At 60.7% G+C, this 16,157-nt stretch carries 21 protein-coding genes; 13 read left to right on the top strand and 8 right to left on the bottom strand.

Features of this window, described 5'->3' with window-relative positions:
- Positions 1-82: 82 nt before the first annotated feature.
- The 4 genes from PO860_RS14475 to PO860_RS14460 all read left to right on the top strand — a co-directional run bounded on the left by PO860_RS14475 (position 83) and on the right by PO860_RS14460 (position 2,613).
- Positions 83-1,939, top strand: coding sequence for an ABC transporter ATP-binding protein (locus PO860_RS14475; RefSeq protein ID WP_275031971.1), 1,857 nt, complete (start codon positions 83-85; stop codon positions 1,937-1,939).
- 97 nt (positions 1,940-2,036) lie between these two features.
- Positions 2,037-2,162 (top strand): ribbon-helix-helix domain-containing protein, encoded by a 126-nt coding sequence (locus tag PO860_RS14470; RefSeq protein ID WP_273884314.1) that lies wholly within the window; start codon positions 2,037-2,039, stop codon positions 2,160-2,162.
- Positions 2,134-2,304 (top strand): hypothetical protein, encoded by a 171-nt coding sequence (locus PO860_RS14465; protein WP_273884313.1) that lies wholly within the window; start codon positions 2,134-2,136, stop codon positions 2,302-2,304. Before PO860_RS14470 ends, PO860_RS14465 begins: the two co-directional genes overlap by 29 nt.
- 30 nt (positions 2,305-2,334) lie before the next feature.
- Positions 2,335-2,613 carry a type II toxin-antitoxin system RelE/ParE family toxin gene (locus PO860_RS14460; protein WP_337959206.1) on the top strand — a complete coding sequence of 93 codons (279 nt, stop codon included), beginning with the start codon at positions 2,335-2,337 and terminating at the stop codon, positions 2,611-2,613.
- Between the two features lie 39 nt (positions 2,614-2,652).
- Here PO860_RS14460 and PO860_RS14455 read toward each other — a convergent pair whose 3' ends face one another.
- On the bottom strand, positions 2,653-2,883 hold the full coding sequence (locus PO860_RS14455) for a CopG family ribbon-helix-helix protein (RefSeq protein WP_183608026.1): 231 nt from the start codon (positions 2,881-2,883) through the stop codon (positions 2,653-2,655).
- A 162-nt stretch (positions 2,884-3,045) separates the two neighbouring features.
- On the opposite strand from PO860_RS14455, the gene PO860_RS14450 reads away from it, so the two are divergent.
- A complete protein-coding gene (locus PO860_RS14450) occupies positions 3,046-4,959 on the top strand; it encodes an ABC transporter ATP-binding protein (protein ID WP_275031969.1) in 1,914 nt (637 codons plus the stop codon).
- On the opposite strand, the gene PO860_RS14445 is transcribed toward PO860_RS14450, so the two are convergent.
- Positions 4,915-5,847 carry an endonuclease/exonuclease/phosphatase family protein gene (locus PO860_RS14445; protein ID WP_183608028.1) on the bottom strand — a complete coding sequence of 311 codons (933 nt, stop codon included), beginning with the start codon at positions 5,845-5,847 and terminating at the stop codon, positions 4,915-4,917. The genes PO860_RS14450 and PO860_RS14445 overlap by 45 nt on opposite strands.
- A 285-nt stretch (positions 5,848-6,132) precedes the next feature.
- On the opposite strand from PO860_RS14445, the gene petA reads away from it, so the two are divergent.
- The 4 genes from petA (at position 6,133) to PO860_RS14425 (ending at position 9,572) form a co-directional block, all read left to right on the top strand.
- Positions 6,133-6,711, top strand: coding sequence for a ubiquinol-cytochrome c reductase iron-sulfur subunit (gene petA / locus PO860_RS14440; RefSeq protein WP_126911939.1), 579 nt, complete (start codon positions 6,133-6,135; stop codon positions 6,709-6,711).
- 14 nt (positions 6,712-6,725) lie between these two features.
- Complete coding sequence (locus PO860_RS14435; RefSeq protein ID WP_183608029.1) at positions 6,726-8,006, top strand: cytochrome b; 1,281 nt, start codon at positions 6,726-6,728, stop codon at positions 8,004-8,006.
- Positions 8,007-8,031: 25 nt separating this feature from the next.
- Positions 8,032-8,916, top strand: coding sequence for a cytochrome c1 (locus PO860_RS14430; protein ID WP_183608030.1), 885 nt, complete (start codon positions 8,032-8,034; stop codon positions 8,914-8,916).
- A gap of 113 nt (positions 8,917-9,029) precedes the next feature.
- Entirely contained in the window at positions 9,030-9,572 is a 543-nt protein-coding gene (locus tag PO860_RS14425) for an adenine phosphoribosyltransferase (protein ID WP_183608031.1), read from the top strand.
- Between the two features lie 18 nt (positions 9,573-9,590).
- Here PO860_RS14425 and PO860_RS14420 read toward each other — a convergent pair whose 3' ends face one another.
- Positions 9,591-10,058 (bottom strand): MaoC family dehydratase, encoded by a 468-nt coding sequence (locus PO860_RS14420; RefSeq protein WP_273881177.1) that lies wholly within the window; start codon positions 10,056-10,058, stop codon positions 9,591-9,593.
- A complete protein-coding gene (locus tag PO860_RS14415) occupies positions 10,055-10,543 on the bottom strand; it encodes a MaoC family dehydratase (protein ID WP_272781949.1) in 489 nt (162 codons plus the stop codon). Before PO860_RS14415 ends, PO860_RS14420 begins: the two co-directional genes overlap by 4 nt.
- 81 nt (positions 10,544-10,624) lie before the next feature.
- Here PO860_RS14415 and PO860_RS14410 point away from each other — a divergent pair, with 81 nt between their 5' ends.
- Complete coding sequence (locus tag PO860_RS14410) at positions 10,625-11,698, top strand: hypothetical protein (protein ID WP_183608034.1); 1,074 nt, start codon at positions 10,625-10,627, stop codon at positions 11,696-11,698.
- Positions 11,699-11,818: 120 nt separating this feature from the next.
- Here the strand turns inward: PO860_RS14410 and ychF are convergent, their stop codons facing one another.
- Positions 11,819-12,922: a redox-regulated ATPase YchF gene (gene ychF, locus PO860_RS14405; protein ID WP_273881175.1), complete on the bottom strand. Its 1,104-nt coding sequence runs from the start codon at positions 12,920-12,922 to the stop codon at positions 11,819-11,821.
- Positions 12,923-13,061: 139 nt separating this feature from the next.
- Here ychF and PO860_RS14400 point away from each other — a divergent pair, with 139 nt between their 5' ends.
- The 3 genes from PO860_RS14400 to clpS all read left to right on the top strand — a co-directional run bounded on the left by PO860_RS14400 (position 13,062) and on the right by clpS (position 14,119).
- Positions 13,062-13,319, top strand: coding sequence for an AbrB/MazE/SpoVT family DNA-binding domain-containing protein (locus PO860_RS14400; RefSeq protein WP_273884311.1), 258 nt, complete (start codon positions 13,062-13,064; stop codon positions 13,317-13,319).
- Positions 13,316-13,717, top strand: a complete 402-nt coding sequence (locus PO860_RS14395; RefSeq protein WP_273881174.1) for a type II toxin-antitoxin system VapC family toxin — start codon at positions 13,316-13,318, stop codon at positions 13,715-13,717. The genes PO860_RS14400 and PO860_RS14395 overlap by 4 nt, the downstream gene beginning before the upstream one ends.
- A gap of 90 nt (positions 13,718-13,807) precedes the next feature.
- Complete coding sequence (gene clpS, locus PO860_RS14390) at positions 13,808-14,119, top strand: ATP-dependent Clp protease adapter ClpS (protein ID WP_183608038.1); 312 nt, start codon at positions 13,808-13,810, stop codon at positions 14,117-14,119.
- Between the two features lie 27 nt (positions 14,120-14,146).
- Here clpS and PO860_RS14385 read toward each other — a convergent pair whose 3' ends face one another.
- From PO860_RS14385 to PO860_RS14375, 3 genes are all read right to left on the bottom strand, one after another.
- Complete coding sequence (locus PO860_RS14385; RefSeq protein WP_273884310.1) at positions 14,147-14,620, bottom strand: GNAT family N-acetyltransferase; 474 nt, start codon at positions 14,618-14,620, stop codon at positions 14,147-14,149.
- Positions 14,617-15,339 (bottom strand): aminoacyl-tRNA hydrolase, encoded by a 723-nt coding sequence (pth, locus tag PO860_RS14380; RefSeq protein WP_272781953.1) that lies wholly within the window; start codon positions 15,337-15,339, stop codon positions 14,617-14,619. The genes PO860_RS14385 and pth overlap by 4 nt, the downstream gene beginning before the upstream one ends.
- A gap of 92 nt (positions 15,340-15,431) precedes the next feature.
- On the bottom strand, positions 15,432-16,145 hold the full coding sequence (locus PO860_RS14375) for a substrate-binding periplasmic protein (protein WP_183608352.1): 714 nt from the start codon (positions 16,143-16,145) through the stop codon (positions 15,432-15,434).
- Between the last annotated feature and the right edge of the window lie 12 nt (positions 16,146-16,157).

The raw sequence follows: 16,157 nt of genomic DNA, 5'->3' as shown, positions 1-16,157 counted from the left end.
CGTTCGGTTCCCATATGTGCTTGCATGGCGCCGGGATGGCGCGAAGCCGGGAGCCGAAACGCTGATGTTTCGGAGCAATTTCATGTTTGGCTGGTTCGAACAGCGACTCAATCCCTTTCCGAGCGAGGAGCCGGTCGCTCCGCCGAAGGGTCTTTTTGCCTTTTGCTGGCACTACAGCAAGCCGGCAGCCCCTTGGCTCGGCCTGATGGCCATGCTGACCGCCTCGATCGCCGTCGGCGAAGTGGCGCTCTTCCAGTTTCTCGGCGATATCGTCGACTGGCTGACCAATGCCGACCGTACCACTTTCCTGCAGACGGAGGGCCACAAGCTCTTCTGGATGGCGGCGTTGGTACTGGTCGGCTTGCCGCTGGCGGCCGGGCTCGATTCCCTCATCATGCACCAGATGCTGCTCGGCAATTATCCGATGAGCGCCCGCTGGCAGATGCACCGCTTCCTGCTGCGCCACAGCATGACGTTCTTCGCCAACGAGTTTGCCGGGCGCGTCGCGACAAAGGTGATGCAGACCTCGCTTGCCGTGCGCGAAACGGTGATGAAGATCCTCGACGTCTTCGTCTATGTCGTGACGTACTTCCTGACGATGATCATCGTCATCGCAGCGGCCGACTGGCGGCTGATGATCCCGATCCTCGTCTGGCTCGCCGTCTATATCGGCATCGTCGCCTATTTCGTGCCGCGGCTTCGCAAGATCGCGGCGCAGCAGGCGGATGCACGCTCGATGATGACGGGGCGTGTGGTCGACAGCTACACCAACATCGCAACCGTCAAGCTGTTTTCGCATGCCGGCCGCGAGGAGGTCTATGCCAAGGAGGGCATGGACGAGTTCCTGCAGACCGTGCACAGGCAGATGCGCAAGGTGACGCTGTTCCACATCAGCGTCTACCTCAACAACTGCGTTGCGCTCTTCGTCGTCTCCGGCCTGTCGATCTGGTTCTGGCTGAACGGGGCGATCTCGGTCGGCGCGATCGCCATAGCCATCGGTCTTGCCATGCGCGTCAACGGCATGTCGCAATGGATCATGTGGGAAGTCTCGGCGCTGTTCGAGAATATCGGCACGGTCTATGACGGCATGGAGATGATGAGCAAACAGCATGACATCGTCGACAAGCCGGGGGCACCCGTCTTGACGGCGAAGAAGGGCGCGATCCACTACGACCGCATCCGCTTCCACTACGGCAAGAGCAAGGGTGTCATCGACAATCTGTCGCTCGATATCAAGGCGGGCGAGAAGGTCGGCCTCGTCGGCCGCTCCGGCGCCGGCAAGACGACGCTGATGAACCTGCTGCTCCGCTTTTACGATCTGGAGGGCGGCCGCATCACCATCGACGGGCAGGATATATCAGGCGTCTCGCAGGAGAGCCTGCGTTCGCTGATCGGCGTGGTGACGCAGGACACCTCGCTGCTGCATCGCTCGATCCGCGACAACATCGCCTATGGCCGGCCGGAGGCGACCGATGCCGAGGTGATCGAGGCCGCCAAACGCGCCAATGCGTGGGAGTTCATCGAGGGGCTCGTCGACATGCAGGGCCGCGCGGGGCTCGACGCGCAGGTCGGCGAACGCGGCGTCAAACTGTCAGGCGGCCAGCGGCAGCGTATCGCGATCGCCCGCGTCTTCCTCAAGGACGCGCCGATCCTGGTGCTCGACGAGGCAACCTCGGCGCTCGATTCGGAAGTCGAGGCGGCGATCCAGGAAAACCTCTTCGCCCTGATGGAAGGCAAGACGGTGATCGCGATCGCTCACCGGCTTTCGACGCTGACGGAAATGGACCGGCTGATCGTGCTCGACAAAGGCCGGATCATCGAGGCCGGTTCGCATGCCGAACTGATCAAGAGTGGCGGCATCTACGCCGACCTCTGGAACCGCCAGTCCGGCGGCTTCCTCTCCGATCACGCGGAGGAAGCGGAAGAGGCCGCGGAATAACGATCGACCCTTCCCGCGAAAGCGGGGAGGGCTTCTTAATTGTTGAGAACAGTTAAGAAAGCAGTTACATTTCCTCATCTCAACAAGGATATCGCCTATGGCGACCGTGACGATCTCGCTGCCGGATAGCCTCAAGGCCTTTGTCGAAAGTCAGATGGCCAGCAAGGGCTATGGCAATGTCAGCGAATATTTCCGTGGCCTTGTTCGCGATGCAGGCGCGTGAAAACGAGGCGCGGCTTGAGGCTTTACTGCTTGAGGGCTTGGCGTCGGGCGATGCGGTGGAGGCAACGCCCGCGTTCTGGAACGATCTGAGAAAAGAAGCAGTCGAGTTGCTGGCCACGCGGGGCAAAAAGAAGTCGCTGTGAGGCTTACAGTCAAGCCGGCAGCCCGGGTCGATATTCTCGCAGTTTGCCTATCTCTCGGAGCATGGCGGAGAGGAACTCGGCCTGCGGTTCCTGCGCGCGACCGAGCAGTCTTTCACACGCCTTCTCGACTATCCTAACTCAGGTACACCGAAAACATTCGGCAATTCAAATTTGACCGACGTTCGATCGTGGCCTGTTTCAGGTTTCGAGGATATTCGCGCCTATTATCTCATCGAGTGTGACGTCGTTATGATCGTGCGCGTCCTGCACGGCCGCCGGGACGTTGTCGGCGTTCTTGTCAAGGATTGATGGCCGTCGGGACCATGCCTTTTGTTACCTCTTATCCGCTCAAAGGCTGTCGGCCCAGTCGATCACGCGGTCATGTTCAACGATGACGATGGTGTTGGCGGCTGCGATCGTGCGCAGCGCCACGATGCGGCGGCGCTCTTCCTGGTCGAGCCAGGCGGCGAGGGCCTCTGCGACGATCTCGTCGCGCGGCAGCGCCAGGTCGATGGCCAGGGCGTCGAGCCTCTCTGCAAGCGGAAGCGGAATATGCGCATCGAGCATTTTCGTTTCCATGAAACCTATCTCCGGTGAAGCGCCATCGTAGTGTCAGATTGTGACCGGTTCCGGGGCAATCAATAGCGATGCCGCCGATGTTATCGATCATTACAAAAATATAAGGTTTGTCGGCATTTCATTCTCTTTGCCGGTCCTCCTTATCCGCCTATATCGTTTTCTATGATCTTAAGCCCCATCCTCCGCCTGTTCGAGACCTGGATCGATCCGTTTCGTCCACGCGCCAATCTCCAGCCTCCGCGCTCGACGCTCGGATTCATCTGGTTCTATATCGGCCAGGCGAAGATGCCCTTCATCGCCATGCTCGTTCTCGGCGGCACGTCGGCGGCGATCGAGGCGGCGCTCTTCTGGTTCGTCGGGCGGCTGGTCGATATCCTCGGCAGCATCACGCCCGGCTCCGGCTGGAGCGGTCTTCTCGCAGCCCATGGCGGCGAGCTGTTCGGCATGCTCGCTCTCATCGGGATCGTGCGCTTCGTCGTCGCCTTCCTGATCGCGCTTGTCGATCAGCAGGTGATCACACCTGGTTTTTACAATCTAGCACGTTGGCAATCCTATCTCCATGTCTCCAGGCAGTCTTTGTCGTTCTTCCAGAGCGATTTCTCCGGACGCATCGTCACCAAGGTCTGGTCGGCAGGGCAGGCGACCGGCGATCTCGTTACCTCACTGATGGAAAGCGTCTGGTTCGTCGGCATTTATGCAGCGACGACGCTCGTGCTCGTCGCCCGGCTGGACTTTTCCCTTGCCGCCGTCGTGTTGTTCTGGCTTGGCGCCTTCGGCCTGCTTGCACGCCACTTCGTTCCGCGGATCCGCCATCATTCGCGCGAAACGGCGGAGGCCGGATCGATGCTGAACGGCCGGATGGTCGATTCCTACAGCAATATGCAGACGCTGAAGCTGTTTGCCCGTGACGAGGAGAGCGACCGCTATATGCGGCAGGGCTTCGACATCTATCAGGACACGGTGCTGCGCTTCACGCGGTTCATCACCGGCGTCAGGGCCTCGATGGCGCTGCTCTCCGGACTGATGATCGTGACGATGGCGGGGTTGAGCGTCGATCTCTGGCTGCGCGGCCTGGTCAGCTCCGGTGCGGTGGCCTTCTCGCTGGCGCTGGTGCTCCGGCTGAATTTCCTGTTGGGGCGGCTGATGACGCAGTTCAACGGCATCATGCGCAATCTCGGCACCATCCAGAATGCCGCCGAGCTGATCTCCCAGCCGCTGGGGCTCGTCGATCGGGCCGATGCGAAGAACCTGGTGATCCGGCAGCCGGGTATTCGTTTCGACAATATTTCCTTCCGCTACGGCAAAGATCACCAACCGGTCGTCGAAAATTTCTCGCTCACCATCCGCCCGGGCGAAAAGGTCGGGATCGTCGGCCGTTCCGGTGCGGGGAAATCGACGCTGATGAACCTGCTGCTGCGCCTCTACGATATTCAGGACGGCCGCATCCTCGTCGACGGCCAGGATATATCCGCCGTGACACAAGAAACCCTCAGGATGCAGATCGGCGTCGTCAGCCAGGACACGTCGCTGCTGCATCGTTCGGTGCGCGACAATATCCTGTTCGGCCGGCCGGATGCCGGCGAGGAACGGCTGGTCGAGGCGGCCAGGCGCGCCGAAGCCATCGACTTCATCGAGCGCCTGCAGGATCAGCAGGGGCGCAGAGGTTTTGATGCGCATGTCGGCGAACGCGGCGTCAAATTGTCAGGCGGCCAGCGCCAGCGCATCGCCATTGCCCGGGTCATGCTAAAGGACGCCCCGATCCTCGTTCTCGACGAAGCGACGTCGGCGCTCGATTCGGAAGTGGAGGAAGCGATCCAGTCCAATCTTCATCGGATCATGGCGGGCAAGACCGTGCTTGCGATCGCCCATCGGCTGTCGACGATCGCAGCACTCGACCGGCTGATCGTCGTCGATCTCGGCCGGATCATCGAGGAGGGCAGCCACGACGAACTGCTTTCCCGCGGCGGGCTCTATGCCGAACTCTGGGCGCGTCAGTCCGGCGGCTTCCTGGCGGCGGACGAGGATCAGAGCTCAGGGATCGACGACGAATTCCGCCATCAGGCCAAAATGATTTGAACCGAAACTCTCCTTGATGCGGCGGACCGATTTCAGCCGCAGAGGCGCTTTGCTGAAAACGTGATCGATCGGAATGCCGAAGGCGCCTGCAGCGATCGGCCATGTCGCCGGCTCCAGCGATACCGTGCTGAGGCCCCGGCTGCGCATGAGATACTGCACGTCGGGCGCCAGGATAGACGTATTGAAATCACCGGCAAGGACAAGCGGTCCCGGCAGGGTCGGGATAATCTCGGCTAAGTCTTCGATCTCAAGGCCGTGGAATTCGTCATAATAGGGTTTGGTCAGGTGCGCCGCGAGGAAATTGACCTTCTGACCGTCGAAATCGACCGTCGCGATCGTCAGCCGGTTGCGCCAGAGCAGCCCGAGATTGCGGATGCGCGGTTCGATGAGCGGGCGCTTCGACAGCACCAGCGTATCGCATTCCTGCATGCCGACACCGCAGCCGACGTAATAGGGATAGGTCTTCAACAGCCGTGGCAGTTCCGACAAAACCGGTTCGGCTTCCAGGATGTTGACGACATCGGCACCGGAGGCGATGGCCATGTCGGCGATATCAGCGCCGTTGGCGAAATTATCATTCTCGATATTGAAAGACATCAGCTTGAAGAGGGCCGGGCGGTTCTCTTCGACAGCGGGTTCGACGAACTCGCGCATCATCACGACGCCGTGGACGACAAGGACCACGGATACGCCGAGCGTCAGCAGCGCATACCAGTGCCGCTTGACGAGAAGGGCTGCGATAGACGCCGCCGCTGCGGCCACTGCCAGATGGACCTGGAAGCTGTAAAAGAAGGAAAGCAGATAGAAATCTTTGACGTAGCGCAGCGAGACGATGGCGAGAACGAGGGTGGTGAGAACGCTGAATACGCAAAAAATCGTGTCTCTCATCCGCTCCGGTCCGGCTCGCTGACGTGGCTGCGACTGCGCCTATCACGACGGCCCTTTTGTTGCAATGCAGCATAATGGCAAGCTCGTGTTTGCCTTAAAAAATTCATCGGATATTCCCGCGACATTGTGCCCTCGTCCCCTTGCCAAGACTGGACATAATTTGCGATCAAGCTTAGAACGCGCCGGATTGCCGGGGAATCTATGGCCGAATTGTGTCCAGATCGATTCGCCGGCAGAGGGGGCAGGGCGGAATTCCGCAATATTTGCGCAGAGGATGGTTAGGCCGTGAGCGAACACGTAACGACAAGCGAGGCTTCGACAGAGCCTACTCGCCGTGATTTCCTTTATCTCACCACTGGTATGGCGGGCGCTGTCGGCGCCGTTTCGGTTGCCTGGCCGTTCATCGACCAGATGCGCCCGGATGCATCGACGCTGGCACTCGCCTCTATCGAAGTCGATGTTGCGAGCCTCGAGCCCGGCATGTCGCTGACGGTCAAGTGGCGCGGTAAGCCGATTTTCATCCGCAACCGCACGCCTGAGGAAGTGAAGGCCGCCGCCGATGTTCCGCTGGCAGATCTCAAGGATCCGGTCGCCCGCAATGCCAACCTTCCGCCTGAAGCTCAGGCAACCGGTGTCGACCGTTCCGGCGGCAAGGACAAGGAAAACTGGATCGTCATGATCGGCACCTGCACCCATCTCGGCTGCGTGCCGCTCGGCCAGGCCGGCGAATACAATGGTTGGTTCTGTCCCTGCCATGGCTCGGTCTACGATACGGCCGGCCGCATCCGTAAGGGTCCTGCGCCGCAGAATCTGGCGATTCCGACCTTTTCATTTATATCCGATACCAAGATCAAGATCGGTTGAGGGGAGACTGATTAATGAGTGGCCATTCCAGCTACGAGCCGTCAACCGGCCTTGAGAAATGGGTCGATGCGCGCCTGCCTTTGCCGCGCATGGTCTATGACAGCTTTATTGCTTATCCGGTTCCGCGGAACCTGAACTATGCCTACACCTTCGGCGCCATGCTTGCCGTCATGCTAATAGTGCAGATCCTGACGGGCGTGACGCTCGCCATGCATTATGCCGCCGACACGACGATCGCCTTCAACTCCGTTGAAAAGATCATGCGCGACGTCAACCACGGCTGGCTGCTGCGCTACATGCATGCCAACGGTGCCTCCTTCTTCTTCGTCGCGGTCTACCTGCACATCGCCCGCGGCCTCTATTACGGCTCGTACAAGGCGCCGCGCGAAATCCTTTGGATCCTCGGCGTCGTCATTTACCTGCTGATGATGGCGACCGGCTTCATGGGTTACGTTCTGCCCTGGGGACAGATGTCCTTCTGGGGTGCCACCGTCATCACCGGCTTCTTCTCGGCCTTCCCGCTGGTCGGCGAATGGATCCAGCAGTTCCTGCTCGGCGGCTTTGCCGTCGACCAGCCTACGCTGAACCGCTTCTTCTCGCTGCACTACCTGCTGCCCTTCATGATCGCCGGCGTCGTCGTCCTGCACATCTGGGCGCTGCACGTCACCGGCCAGACCAACCCGACGGGCGTCGAGGTCAAGACAAAGACCGATACGGTGCGCTTCACGCCCTATGCGACGATGAAGGATGCGCTCGGCGTTTCCATCTTCCTGCTGGTCTATGCCTATTTCGTCTTCTACCTGCCGAACTTCCTCGGCCATGCCGACAACTACATCCCGGCCGACCCGTTGAAGACGCCGGCCCACATCGTTCCGGAATGGTACTTCCTGCCCTTCTACGCGATGCTGCGCTCGATCACCTTCAACATCGGCCCGATCGACTCCAAGCTCGGCGGCGTGCTGGTGATGTTCGGCGCGATCATCGTGCTGTTTTTCCTGCCCTGGCTCGACACCTCGAAGGTCCGTTCGGCCGTCTACCGTCCCTGGTACAAGCTGTTCTACTGGCTGTTCGTGATCAATGCGATCATCCTTGGCTGGCTCGGTTCTCAACCGGCGGAAGGCCTGTTCACGACGATTTCGCAGATCTGCACGCTTCTCTACTTCGCTTTCTTCCTGGTTGCGATGCCGGTTCTCGGCCTGGTGGAAACACCGCGCCGTATCCCGAACTCGATCACCGAAGCGGTGCTCGAAAAGCGCAACAAGACAGCTGCCGCCAGTGCAGCGGCCAATGCGTAAGCGCGCGACGGAAGGGAATAGAAATATGAAAACGCTTGTTGCAAGCATTCTGCCGCTCGCCGTCGCGGCTCTTCTCGGCAGCGCCGCCTTCGCTGAGGAAGCGGCGCCCGCGAACGGAGCAGCATCCGCCCATCACGCGGAAGGTGCGACGCCGCACTATCCGCTGAAGGAGCCGAAGGAGGAAGAGTGGACTTTTGCCGGTCCGTTCGGCCATTACGACAAGGCTCAGCTTCAGCGCGGCCTCAAGGTCTATACCGAAGTCTGTTCCGCCTGCCATTCGATGAACCTCGTGCCTTTCCGCATGCTCGACGAGCTGGGTTATTCCGAGGCGCAGGTGAAGGCTTTCGCCGCCAACTACGAGGTCCAGGACGGCCCGAACGCCGCCGGCGAGATGTTTACCCGCAAGGCGGTTCCTTCCGACCACTTCCCGGCGCCTTTCGCCAATGCGGAGGCAGCCGCCGCTTCCAACAACGGTGCGGCTCCGCCTGACTTTTCGCTGATCGCCAAGGCCCGCGAAGTCGAGCGCGGCTTCCCGCAATTCGTTTTCGACATCTTCACGCAGTATCAGGAAAACGGGCCGGATTACATCCACGCGCTGCTGACTGGCTATGAAGAGCCGCCGGCCGGCTTCGAGATACAGCAGGGGCAGCATTACAACCCGTATTTCCATGCCGCCGCCGTCCTCGCCATGCCGAAGCCGCTTTCCGACGGCCAGGTGACCTATGACGACGGCGCGCCGGCGACCGTCGATCAGTATTCGCGAGATGTCTCCGCTTTCCTGATGTGGGCCGCCGAGCCGCATCTCGAGGAGCGCAAGCGCACCGGTTTCATGGTCATGATCTTCCTGGCGATCTTCACGGTGCTGATCTATCTGACGAAGCGCTCGGTCTACGCCAACAAAGAACACTGAGCGGTTCCAGATTGACATTCAAAAGGCGGCCTCGGGCCGCCTTTTTTGTTGGTTCCGCTCCTGGCAGTTGATAGGGTGCGGCCAGTTTCATGCCTCGCAGATACGGATTTTCCATGGACAATACGATTTCGGAGCTCGCAGCCAGCATCCGCTCCATTCCCGACTACCCCAAGCCCGGCATCATCTTCCGTGACATCACCACGCTGCTCGGCAACCCCCGCGCTTTCCGCCGGGCGGTCGACGAATTGGTGCAGCCCTATGCGGGCACGAAAATCGACAAGATTGCCGGCATGGAGGCGCGCGGCTTCATTCTCGGCGGCGCTGTGGCCCATCAGCTTTCCTCTGGCTTCGTGCCGATCCGCAAGAAGGGCAAACTGCCGCATGATACCGTGCGCATCGCCTATAGCCTGGAATATGGCGTCGACGAGATGGAGATGCATCGCGACGCTGTCCAGCCCGGCGAGAAGGTGATCCTGGTCGACGACCTGATCGCCACCGGCGGCACTGCCGTCGGTGCGACCAAGCTGCTGCGCCAGATCGGCGCGGAGGTGGTCGGCGCCTGCTTCGTTATCGATTTGCCGGACCTTGGCGGTCGCAAAAAGCTGGAAGAGCTCGGCGTCGTCGTGCACACGCTGGTCGAATTCGCCGGACATTGAGCCCGTATTCCGACGAGGTCAGTCGAATTCCAGCACACCGCTTTCGAAGCGCATGACGGCATCGCCGTTCTGGTTGACGCCCTCGCAAAGGATGGTGTTGAGGTGCCAGCCCGGCCGCGACGCGAGCGGCCGGCTGGAGAGGAAGGCGACGGAATAGGTCACGACGTCGCCCGGGAAAACCGGCCGCAGCCATTGCAGTTTCTGGAAGCCCGGCGAGGGGCCGAGGTTCGGTGCCGTCAGACCCTTTTGCGCAAGTGCCACGCCCTGGCTTTTCCAGAAGGCGAGGAAGGTCCGCATCCAGGCGGCAGTGGTATGCCAGCCCGAGGCGCAAAGGCTGCCGAAGAGGGTATCCTTGGCTGCTTCCTTGTCGACGTGAAAATGCTGCGGATCGTAACGTCTCGCGAAGCGGATGATGTTTTCCTCGGTGAAGGTGTAGCTGCCGATCTCGGCCTTCTCGCCGACGGCGTAAAGTTCGGACATTCTCATGCCGATGCCTCCGGGTTCACGCTGATGCCCGGCGCGGGGCGCATGCGGATCATGACCGAATTCTCCGAGAGACAAACGAGTTCACCGCGCTGGTTTTCCAACTCGTGGCGGAACTTGGCGATGCCCATGCCGGGACGCGAGCGCATCGGCCGGGCTTCGAGCACGGTCGAGTGGCCCTGCAGCGTATCGCCTGCCAGCACCGGCTTTCGCCATTCCATCAGATCGATGCCCGGCGCACCCTCGCAGAGCGCGTTCAGGATATAGCTGTCGGCCATCATGCGCATCAGCATCGAGGAGGTGTGCCAGCCGGAAGCGGCGAGCCCGCCGAGAATGCTGGCGCGGCCGGCGGCTTCGTCGACATGCATCGGCTGCGGGTCGAATTCCCGTGCAAACTCGATGATTTCTTCGGCGAGCACCAGCTTCGGGCCGAGGGCGAAGCGGCGACCGGGCTCAAAATCCTCGAAGGAAAGCTTTTCTGCCGACATTCGCTTCTCCCGCCATATGCAGCGCACAATGCTTACAATAGCATCCGTGCGGGCTCAATGATTCCGGGGAGATAAACCGGCATGACGGAACTGAGGTCGATCCTCGACGAGGCGGCGCGCCAGGGGCTGATTTCGCCGGAGGCGGGCGGGCGGCTTCTGCCGTTTCTCATCGAGCGCGGCGTGGCTGTCGCCGAAGCGCAACCGGCAATCGCAGCCGAGGGGCCGGCCTGGTCGGATACGGAGACGCCCCGTTTCGTGCGAGGCTTCCACGACGTGCTCATCACCATCGGCGTTATCGTCGCGCTCGTCGGCCTCTGGGGCCTTGCGCCGCTTTACGCCGTGCCGCCTGCCATCATCGTGCTGTCGGAAATCCTGGTGCGCCGCCAGCGGCTTGCCTTGCCGGCCGTCAGCCTGACGATCGCCTTGTTCTGCTGGATATTTTTGCTGATGTCTCGCGTTTTCACGCCGTGGACGTCCCAAATCGGGGCTGATCTGACGCAGTTCGTCGCCGGCTTCCCGATCCTTCTCGGCGTCTACTATGCCCGCTATCGCGTGCCCTTGGCGCTGGCGCTCGCCATCATGTCGACGCTTGCCTTCGTACTCACCCTGCTTTTGCGCTTGGTGCAATGGCTCAGCGGCGATCCCGCATTTTTCGTCGACCATCTTGCCCTGCTGGCCGGGATCTCCCTCGTCTGCGCGCTCGGCCTCTTCGCGACCGCGCTCTATTTTGATCTCGGCGACCGGCTGCGCCGGACGACACGCTCGGATATCGCTTTCTGGCTGCATCTCGGCGCTGCGCCGGCGCTGCTCTACAGCACCGTTTCCTTACTGTCTGTAGGGGCAAGCGGTCGTATCTTCGACCTGGCGAACATGTCGGCTCGGACGCCCGTGGTCGTCGCGACCGTGGCGGCCCTGATGCTGATCGGCCTCGTCATCGACCGCCGTGCCTTCGTCACTTCGGGGCTGCTGTCGCTCGGCGTTGCGATCTTCAGCGTCTTCCGGCAGGGAAGCGCGACGGTCGATACCTATATCTACACGACGCTGATCGTCGTCGGCGCGATCGTATTGATCATCGGCACCGGCTGGATGCCGCTTCGACGGCAGGTGCTGCGCGCACTGCCGTCGGCAATCGCAAACAAGCTGCCGCCGGGTTGAGGCGGCGGCGTATCTAGAGCGGTTCAGCTTTTAGCGGAAGCGCAGAACCGCTCTATCCTTTTGTTTTTGCGTAATTCCGGACGGAAAACCGCTTCGCACTTTTCCTGGAAGTGCTCTAGCTCAGGTATTGAAGCGGAAGTGGATGACGTCGCCATCCTGGACAACATATTCCTTGCCTTCGTCGCGCGCCTTGCCGGCATCCTTGGCGCCGACTTCGCCGTTGTATTTGATGTAGTCGTCATAGGCGATGGTGTTGGCGCGGATGAAGCCGCGCTCGAAATCGGAATGGATGACGCCGGCGGCCTGCGGTGCCTTGGTGCCGCGCTCGATCGTCCAGGCGCGCGTTTCCTTCGGACCGACGGTGAAGTAGGTGATGAGGTGGAGCAGCTTGTAGCCGGCGCGGATCAGCCGGTCGAGACCGGCCTCATCGAGATCGAGGGCGGAGAGGAATTCCTTGGCCTCATCCTCCGGAAGCTGGGCGACCTCGGCCTCGATCGCCGCCGAGATGACGACGGTTTCGGCACCCTGTTCCCTGGCCATGACGGCGACGGCCTCGGTAAATTCGTTGCCGGTCGAAGCCTCGGCCTCAGCGACGTTGCAGACGTATAGCACCGGATGCGAGGTCAAGAGGTTGAGGCTCTTGAGGATGGCGATTTCCTCGGCATCGAGCGTCGACAGCAGCGTGCGTACCGGCTTGCCTTCGTTGAGCAGCTTCAGCGAGGCTTCCATGATCGGCAGCATCGCCATCGAATCTTTGTCCTTGCTGGTGGCGCGCTTGCGCGTCTGCTCGGTGCGCCGCTCCAGGCTTTCGAGGTCGGCGAGCATCAGCTCGGTCTCGATCGTCTCGGCGTCGGCCACGGGATTGATGCGGCCCTCGACATGGGTGATATCGCTGTCTTCGAAGCAGCGTAGCACATGCACGATGGCATCGACTTCGCGGATGTTGGCGAGGAACTGGTTGCCGAGGCCTTCACCCTTCGAGGCGCCGCGCACCAGGCCGGCGATATCGACGAAGGAAATGCGCGTCGGGATCAATTCCTTTGACTTGGCGATGTCGGCAAGTTTGCGCATGCGCGGATCGGGCACGGCGACTTCGCCGGTGTTCGGCTCGATGGTGCAGAAGGGATAGTTCGCCGCCTGTGCGGCGGCCGTCTTGGTGAGCGCGTTGAAGAGGGTCGATTTGCCGACGTTCGGCAGGCCGACGATGCCGCATTTGAAGCCCATGGCTTGATGTCCGTATCTGTGAAAACTTTGTCCCTGCCTATGGGGGAACACCTTTCCCCGGTCAAGGGTCGATGAAATTAAAGCTCCATTGAAAGTAAGGCAAAACTGCCTTACTTTCAATGGAGCGGGGAGTGTTGTGATGGTCAGGCTCAAGGTTACGGCGAAAGGTCAGGTGACCCTCAAGAAAGAGGTTCTCGACCATCTTGGGGTAGCGCCCGGTGACGAGATCGAGATCGATCTCCTGCCGAGAGGCAGTGGTAACATCCATGCGATCAAGCCGATGGTGCCTATCGAGCGCCTGTTCGGCATGTTTTCGCACAAGGCCGACAGAGCCTATTCCATCGATGAAATAAATGAGTCGATTGAGGCTGGATGGGCTGGCGAGGACAAGGTTTGAAGGTCGTCGTCGATACGAACATTCTCGTGCGGATGTTCACGCGGGACCATCCTGTCGAGAGTCCGAAGGCCGAAGAGTTCCTTCGGTCCTACAGGATCGTCGTGCCGAACCAGACGCTTTGCGAATTAGTCTGGGTTCTTCGACGGCTCTATAAATTCGATGCAGCTGAAGTGAAGCAGGCGATAACATATCTTGCAGATGCGGAGACGGTCACACTCGATCGTGCCGCCGTTGCAAGCGGTCTTTTGTTCTTGGAGGTTGGCGGCGATTTCGCGGATGGCGTCATTGCGTTCGAAGGCGAAAGGCTCGGCGGAGAAAGCTTTGCGACGTTCGACAGGAAAGCGGCTGCCATCCTTCGAAAAGCCGGCCAGAATTGCCTCCTGCTCTCCGCCGACTGATCCGTGATTGAACTGCTGTGCTGACGGTGCAATATATTACCGGCGGATGTTTTTCCGCTTTTTCATGTCATCAACGGGGTGGATTTTCCGATGAGTGACAATGACGTCGCCCTGAAACCGAAGATCAAGGTGAAGCCTAAGCTGGACAAGCCGAAGCTCTACAAGGTCATTCTCGTCAATGACGACTATACGCCGCGCGAAATCGTCATCGTGATCCTGAAGGCGGTCTTCCGCATGAGCGAGGAGACCGGCTACCGGGTGATGATGACCGCGCACAAGCTCGGTTCCTGCGTGGTCGTGGTCTGCGTCAGGGACATCGCCGAGACCAAGGCCAAGGAGGGCGTCGACCTTGCCAAGGGCATGGGCTTTCCGCTGATGTTCACCACCGAACCCGAGGAATGATGTTGAGCAGACACGCTCGGGCGTGGCTCAGGGCCGGCGGATCTGATAGCCGGTCTTGTCGCTGATGAAGCCGCAATTCTCGTAGAAGCGCAGCGTCGCCGGGTTCTTCGAGCCGGTGAGCAACATCACCTTGTAGCAGCCGCTCTTCCAGGACTCAGTCACCGCATGGCCGATGACGGCGCCGGCATAACCGCGCTGGCGGTGGTCGGCGTGGGTGACCACGTTCTCAATCAGCGCATAGGAGGCGCCGCTCCGCGTCAAGTTCCGCACGACGATCAGGGTGGCGGTGGCAGCGGCGAGGTCGCCGGCAAAACCGATGAATACTGTCATGCCGGGCTGGGCGAGGATGGCACAGAAGCGCTCTTCAGCCATGGTTTCGTCGAGAAGCGGATCCGTCGGGTTCAAATGCCGGTAGAGGACGGTCAGCCCCGGGAGGTCGCCTGATGCGGCGGGGCGGATGGCGAAATCCCGGTCCTGATCGTGATCCGCCACGACCTTCATTCCCCTTTGTTGCCGAACATCTTCTTCAGCATCTCGGCCATCGGCCCGGTGACGGGAAGTTTCGGCTGATTGCTGTTGCGGGCTTGGCGGATATGCGACTGGCCGGCCGGCTTCTTCTCGCTTTCCTTCCGCGGTTTCTCTTCCTCGATCTTGCCGCCGAGCGCCAGCGCGATCTTATTCATCAGCTGCGAATCCTCGTTTCGCACCAGCATGTCGGCATTGTCGGCGAGCGTATCGAGCAGCGGCTCCAGCCAGACCTTGTCGGCCTTGGCGAAATCGCCGAGCACATGGTTCTGCACCATTTCCTTGACGCCGGGATGGCCGATGCCGAGGCGCAGCCGGCGGTATTCCTTACCGCAATGGGCGTCCAGCGACTTGATGCCGTTGTGGCCGCCATGGCCGCCGCCGGTCTTCAGTCGCGCTTTGCCCTGGGGAAGGTCGAGTTCGTCGTAGATCGCGACAAGATCGGCGGGCTGGAGCTTGTAGAAACGCATCGCCTCGCCGACGGCTTCGCCGGAGAGGTTCATGAAGGTCTGCGGCTTGACCAGCAGCACTTTCTCGCCGCCGAGTTCGCCCTCGGCGATCTCCGCCCTGAACTTCTTCGACCAGGGCGAGAAGCTGTGGCGCCGATGGATGGCGTCGACGGCCATGAAGCCGATATTGTGGCGGTTGCCGGCGTATTTGCCGCCGGGATTGCCGAGACCCGCGATAATCAGCATGGCCTGTCTTCCCTCGCTAAAACTTCCCGCCGTTCACCACCGCGAAACGAAAGCAAAGTCAAGCGGAAAGGGCAACGGCCTGCCGGGCGGCGTCAGTCCACAAGGTTCATGCCGTATTTCATGAAGATCTGCTTCTGGTCGCCATCGGCGATCAGCTTGTCGAGGGCAGCCTGCATCCTGGCGCGCAGATCGTCCGGAAAGCTCTTCTCACAGGCGATGCCCATCGGCTGGGCGGACAGCACGGTCACCAATTCCACCGGCTGGTCGGCTTTCAGCTTATCGAAATAGAGTTCGGAGATCGGCATCATGTCGATGCGCCCGTTCAGCAGCTTGCGCAGCGTGGCGTTGAAATCGCTAGCGACGTCGAGCTTGGTGAAGCCCTTCTCCTTGAGGATCGTCTCGGTGTAATCCTCGCGCTGGGTGCCGATCGTATATTTCTTCGCCTCGTCCAGATTGGCGGCGGTGACCCCCGAGCCCTTACGGGTAATCAGGATGTTGCGGTCGATGAGCAGCGGCTCGATCCATTTGAACAGCGGGTCGCGCGCGCTATTGTGGGCGGTGGCAAAGACGCAGGTCATCGGCGTCGTGCGGGCAAGGCCATAGGCGCGCGCCCAGGGCATGACCTCGAGCGTGTAGTCGATACCGATCGCGGCCATAACCTTTTCGACCTGCTCGACGGTCGCGCCCTTGATCTCCTTGCCTTCGCGATAGTTGAAGGGGGCATAATCCTCGGTGGTGAAAGTCACCGTCTGCGCATGGGCAACACCGGGCAGTGCCAGGCATGCGAGAAGCAGGAGCTTTTTCATCATATCAATCTC

The sequence above is a fragment of the Rhizobium binxianense genome, assembly GCF_028994275.1.
In the GTDB taxonomy this organism is placed as follows: domain Bacteria; phylum Pseudomonadota; class Alphaproteobacteria; order Rhizobiales; family Rhizobiaceae; genus Rhizobium; species Rhizobium binxianense.
The sequence above is the reverse complement of the archived record's forward strand: the minus strand, read 5'-3'. Positions and strand labels throughout refer to the sequence as shown.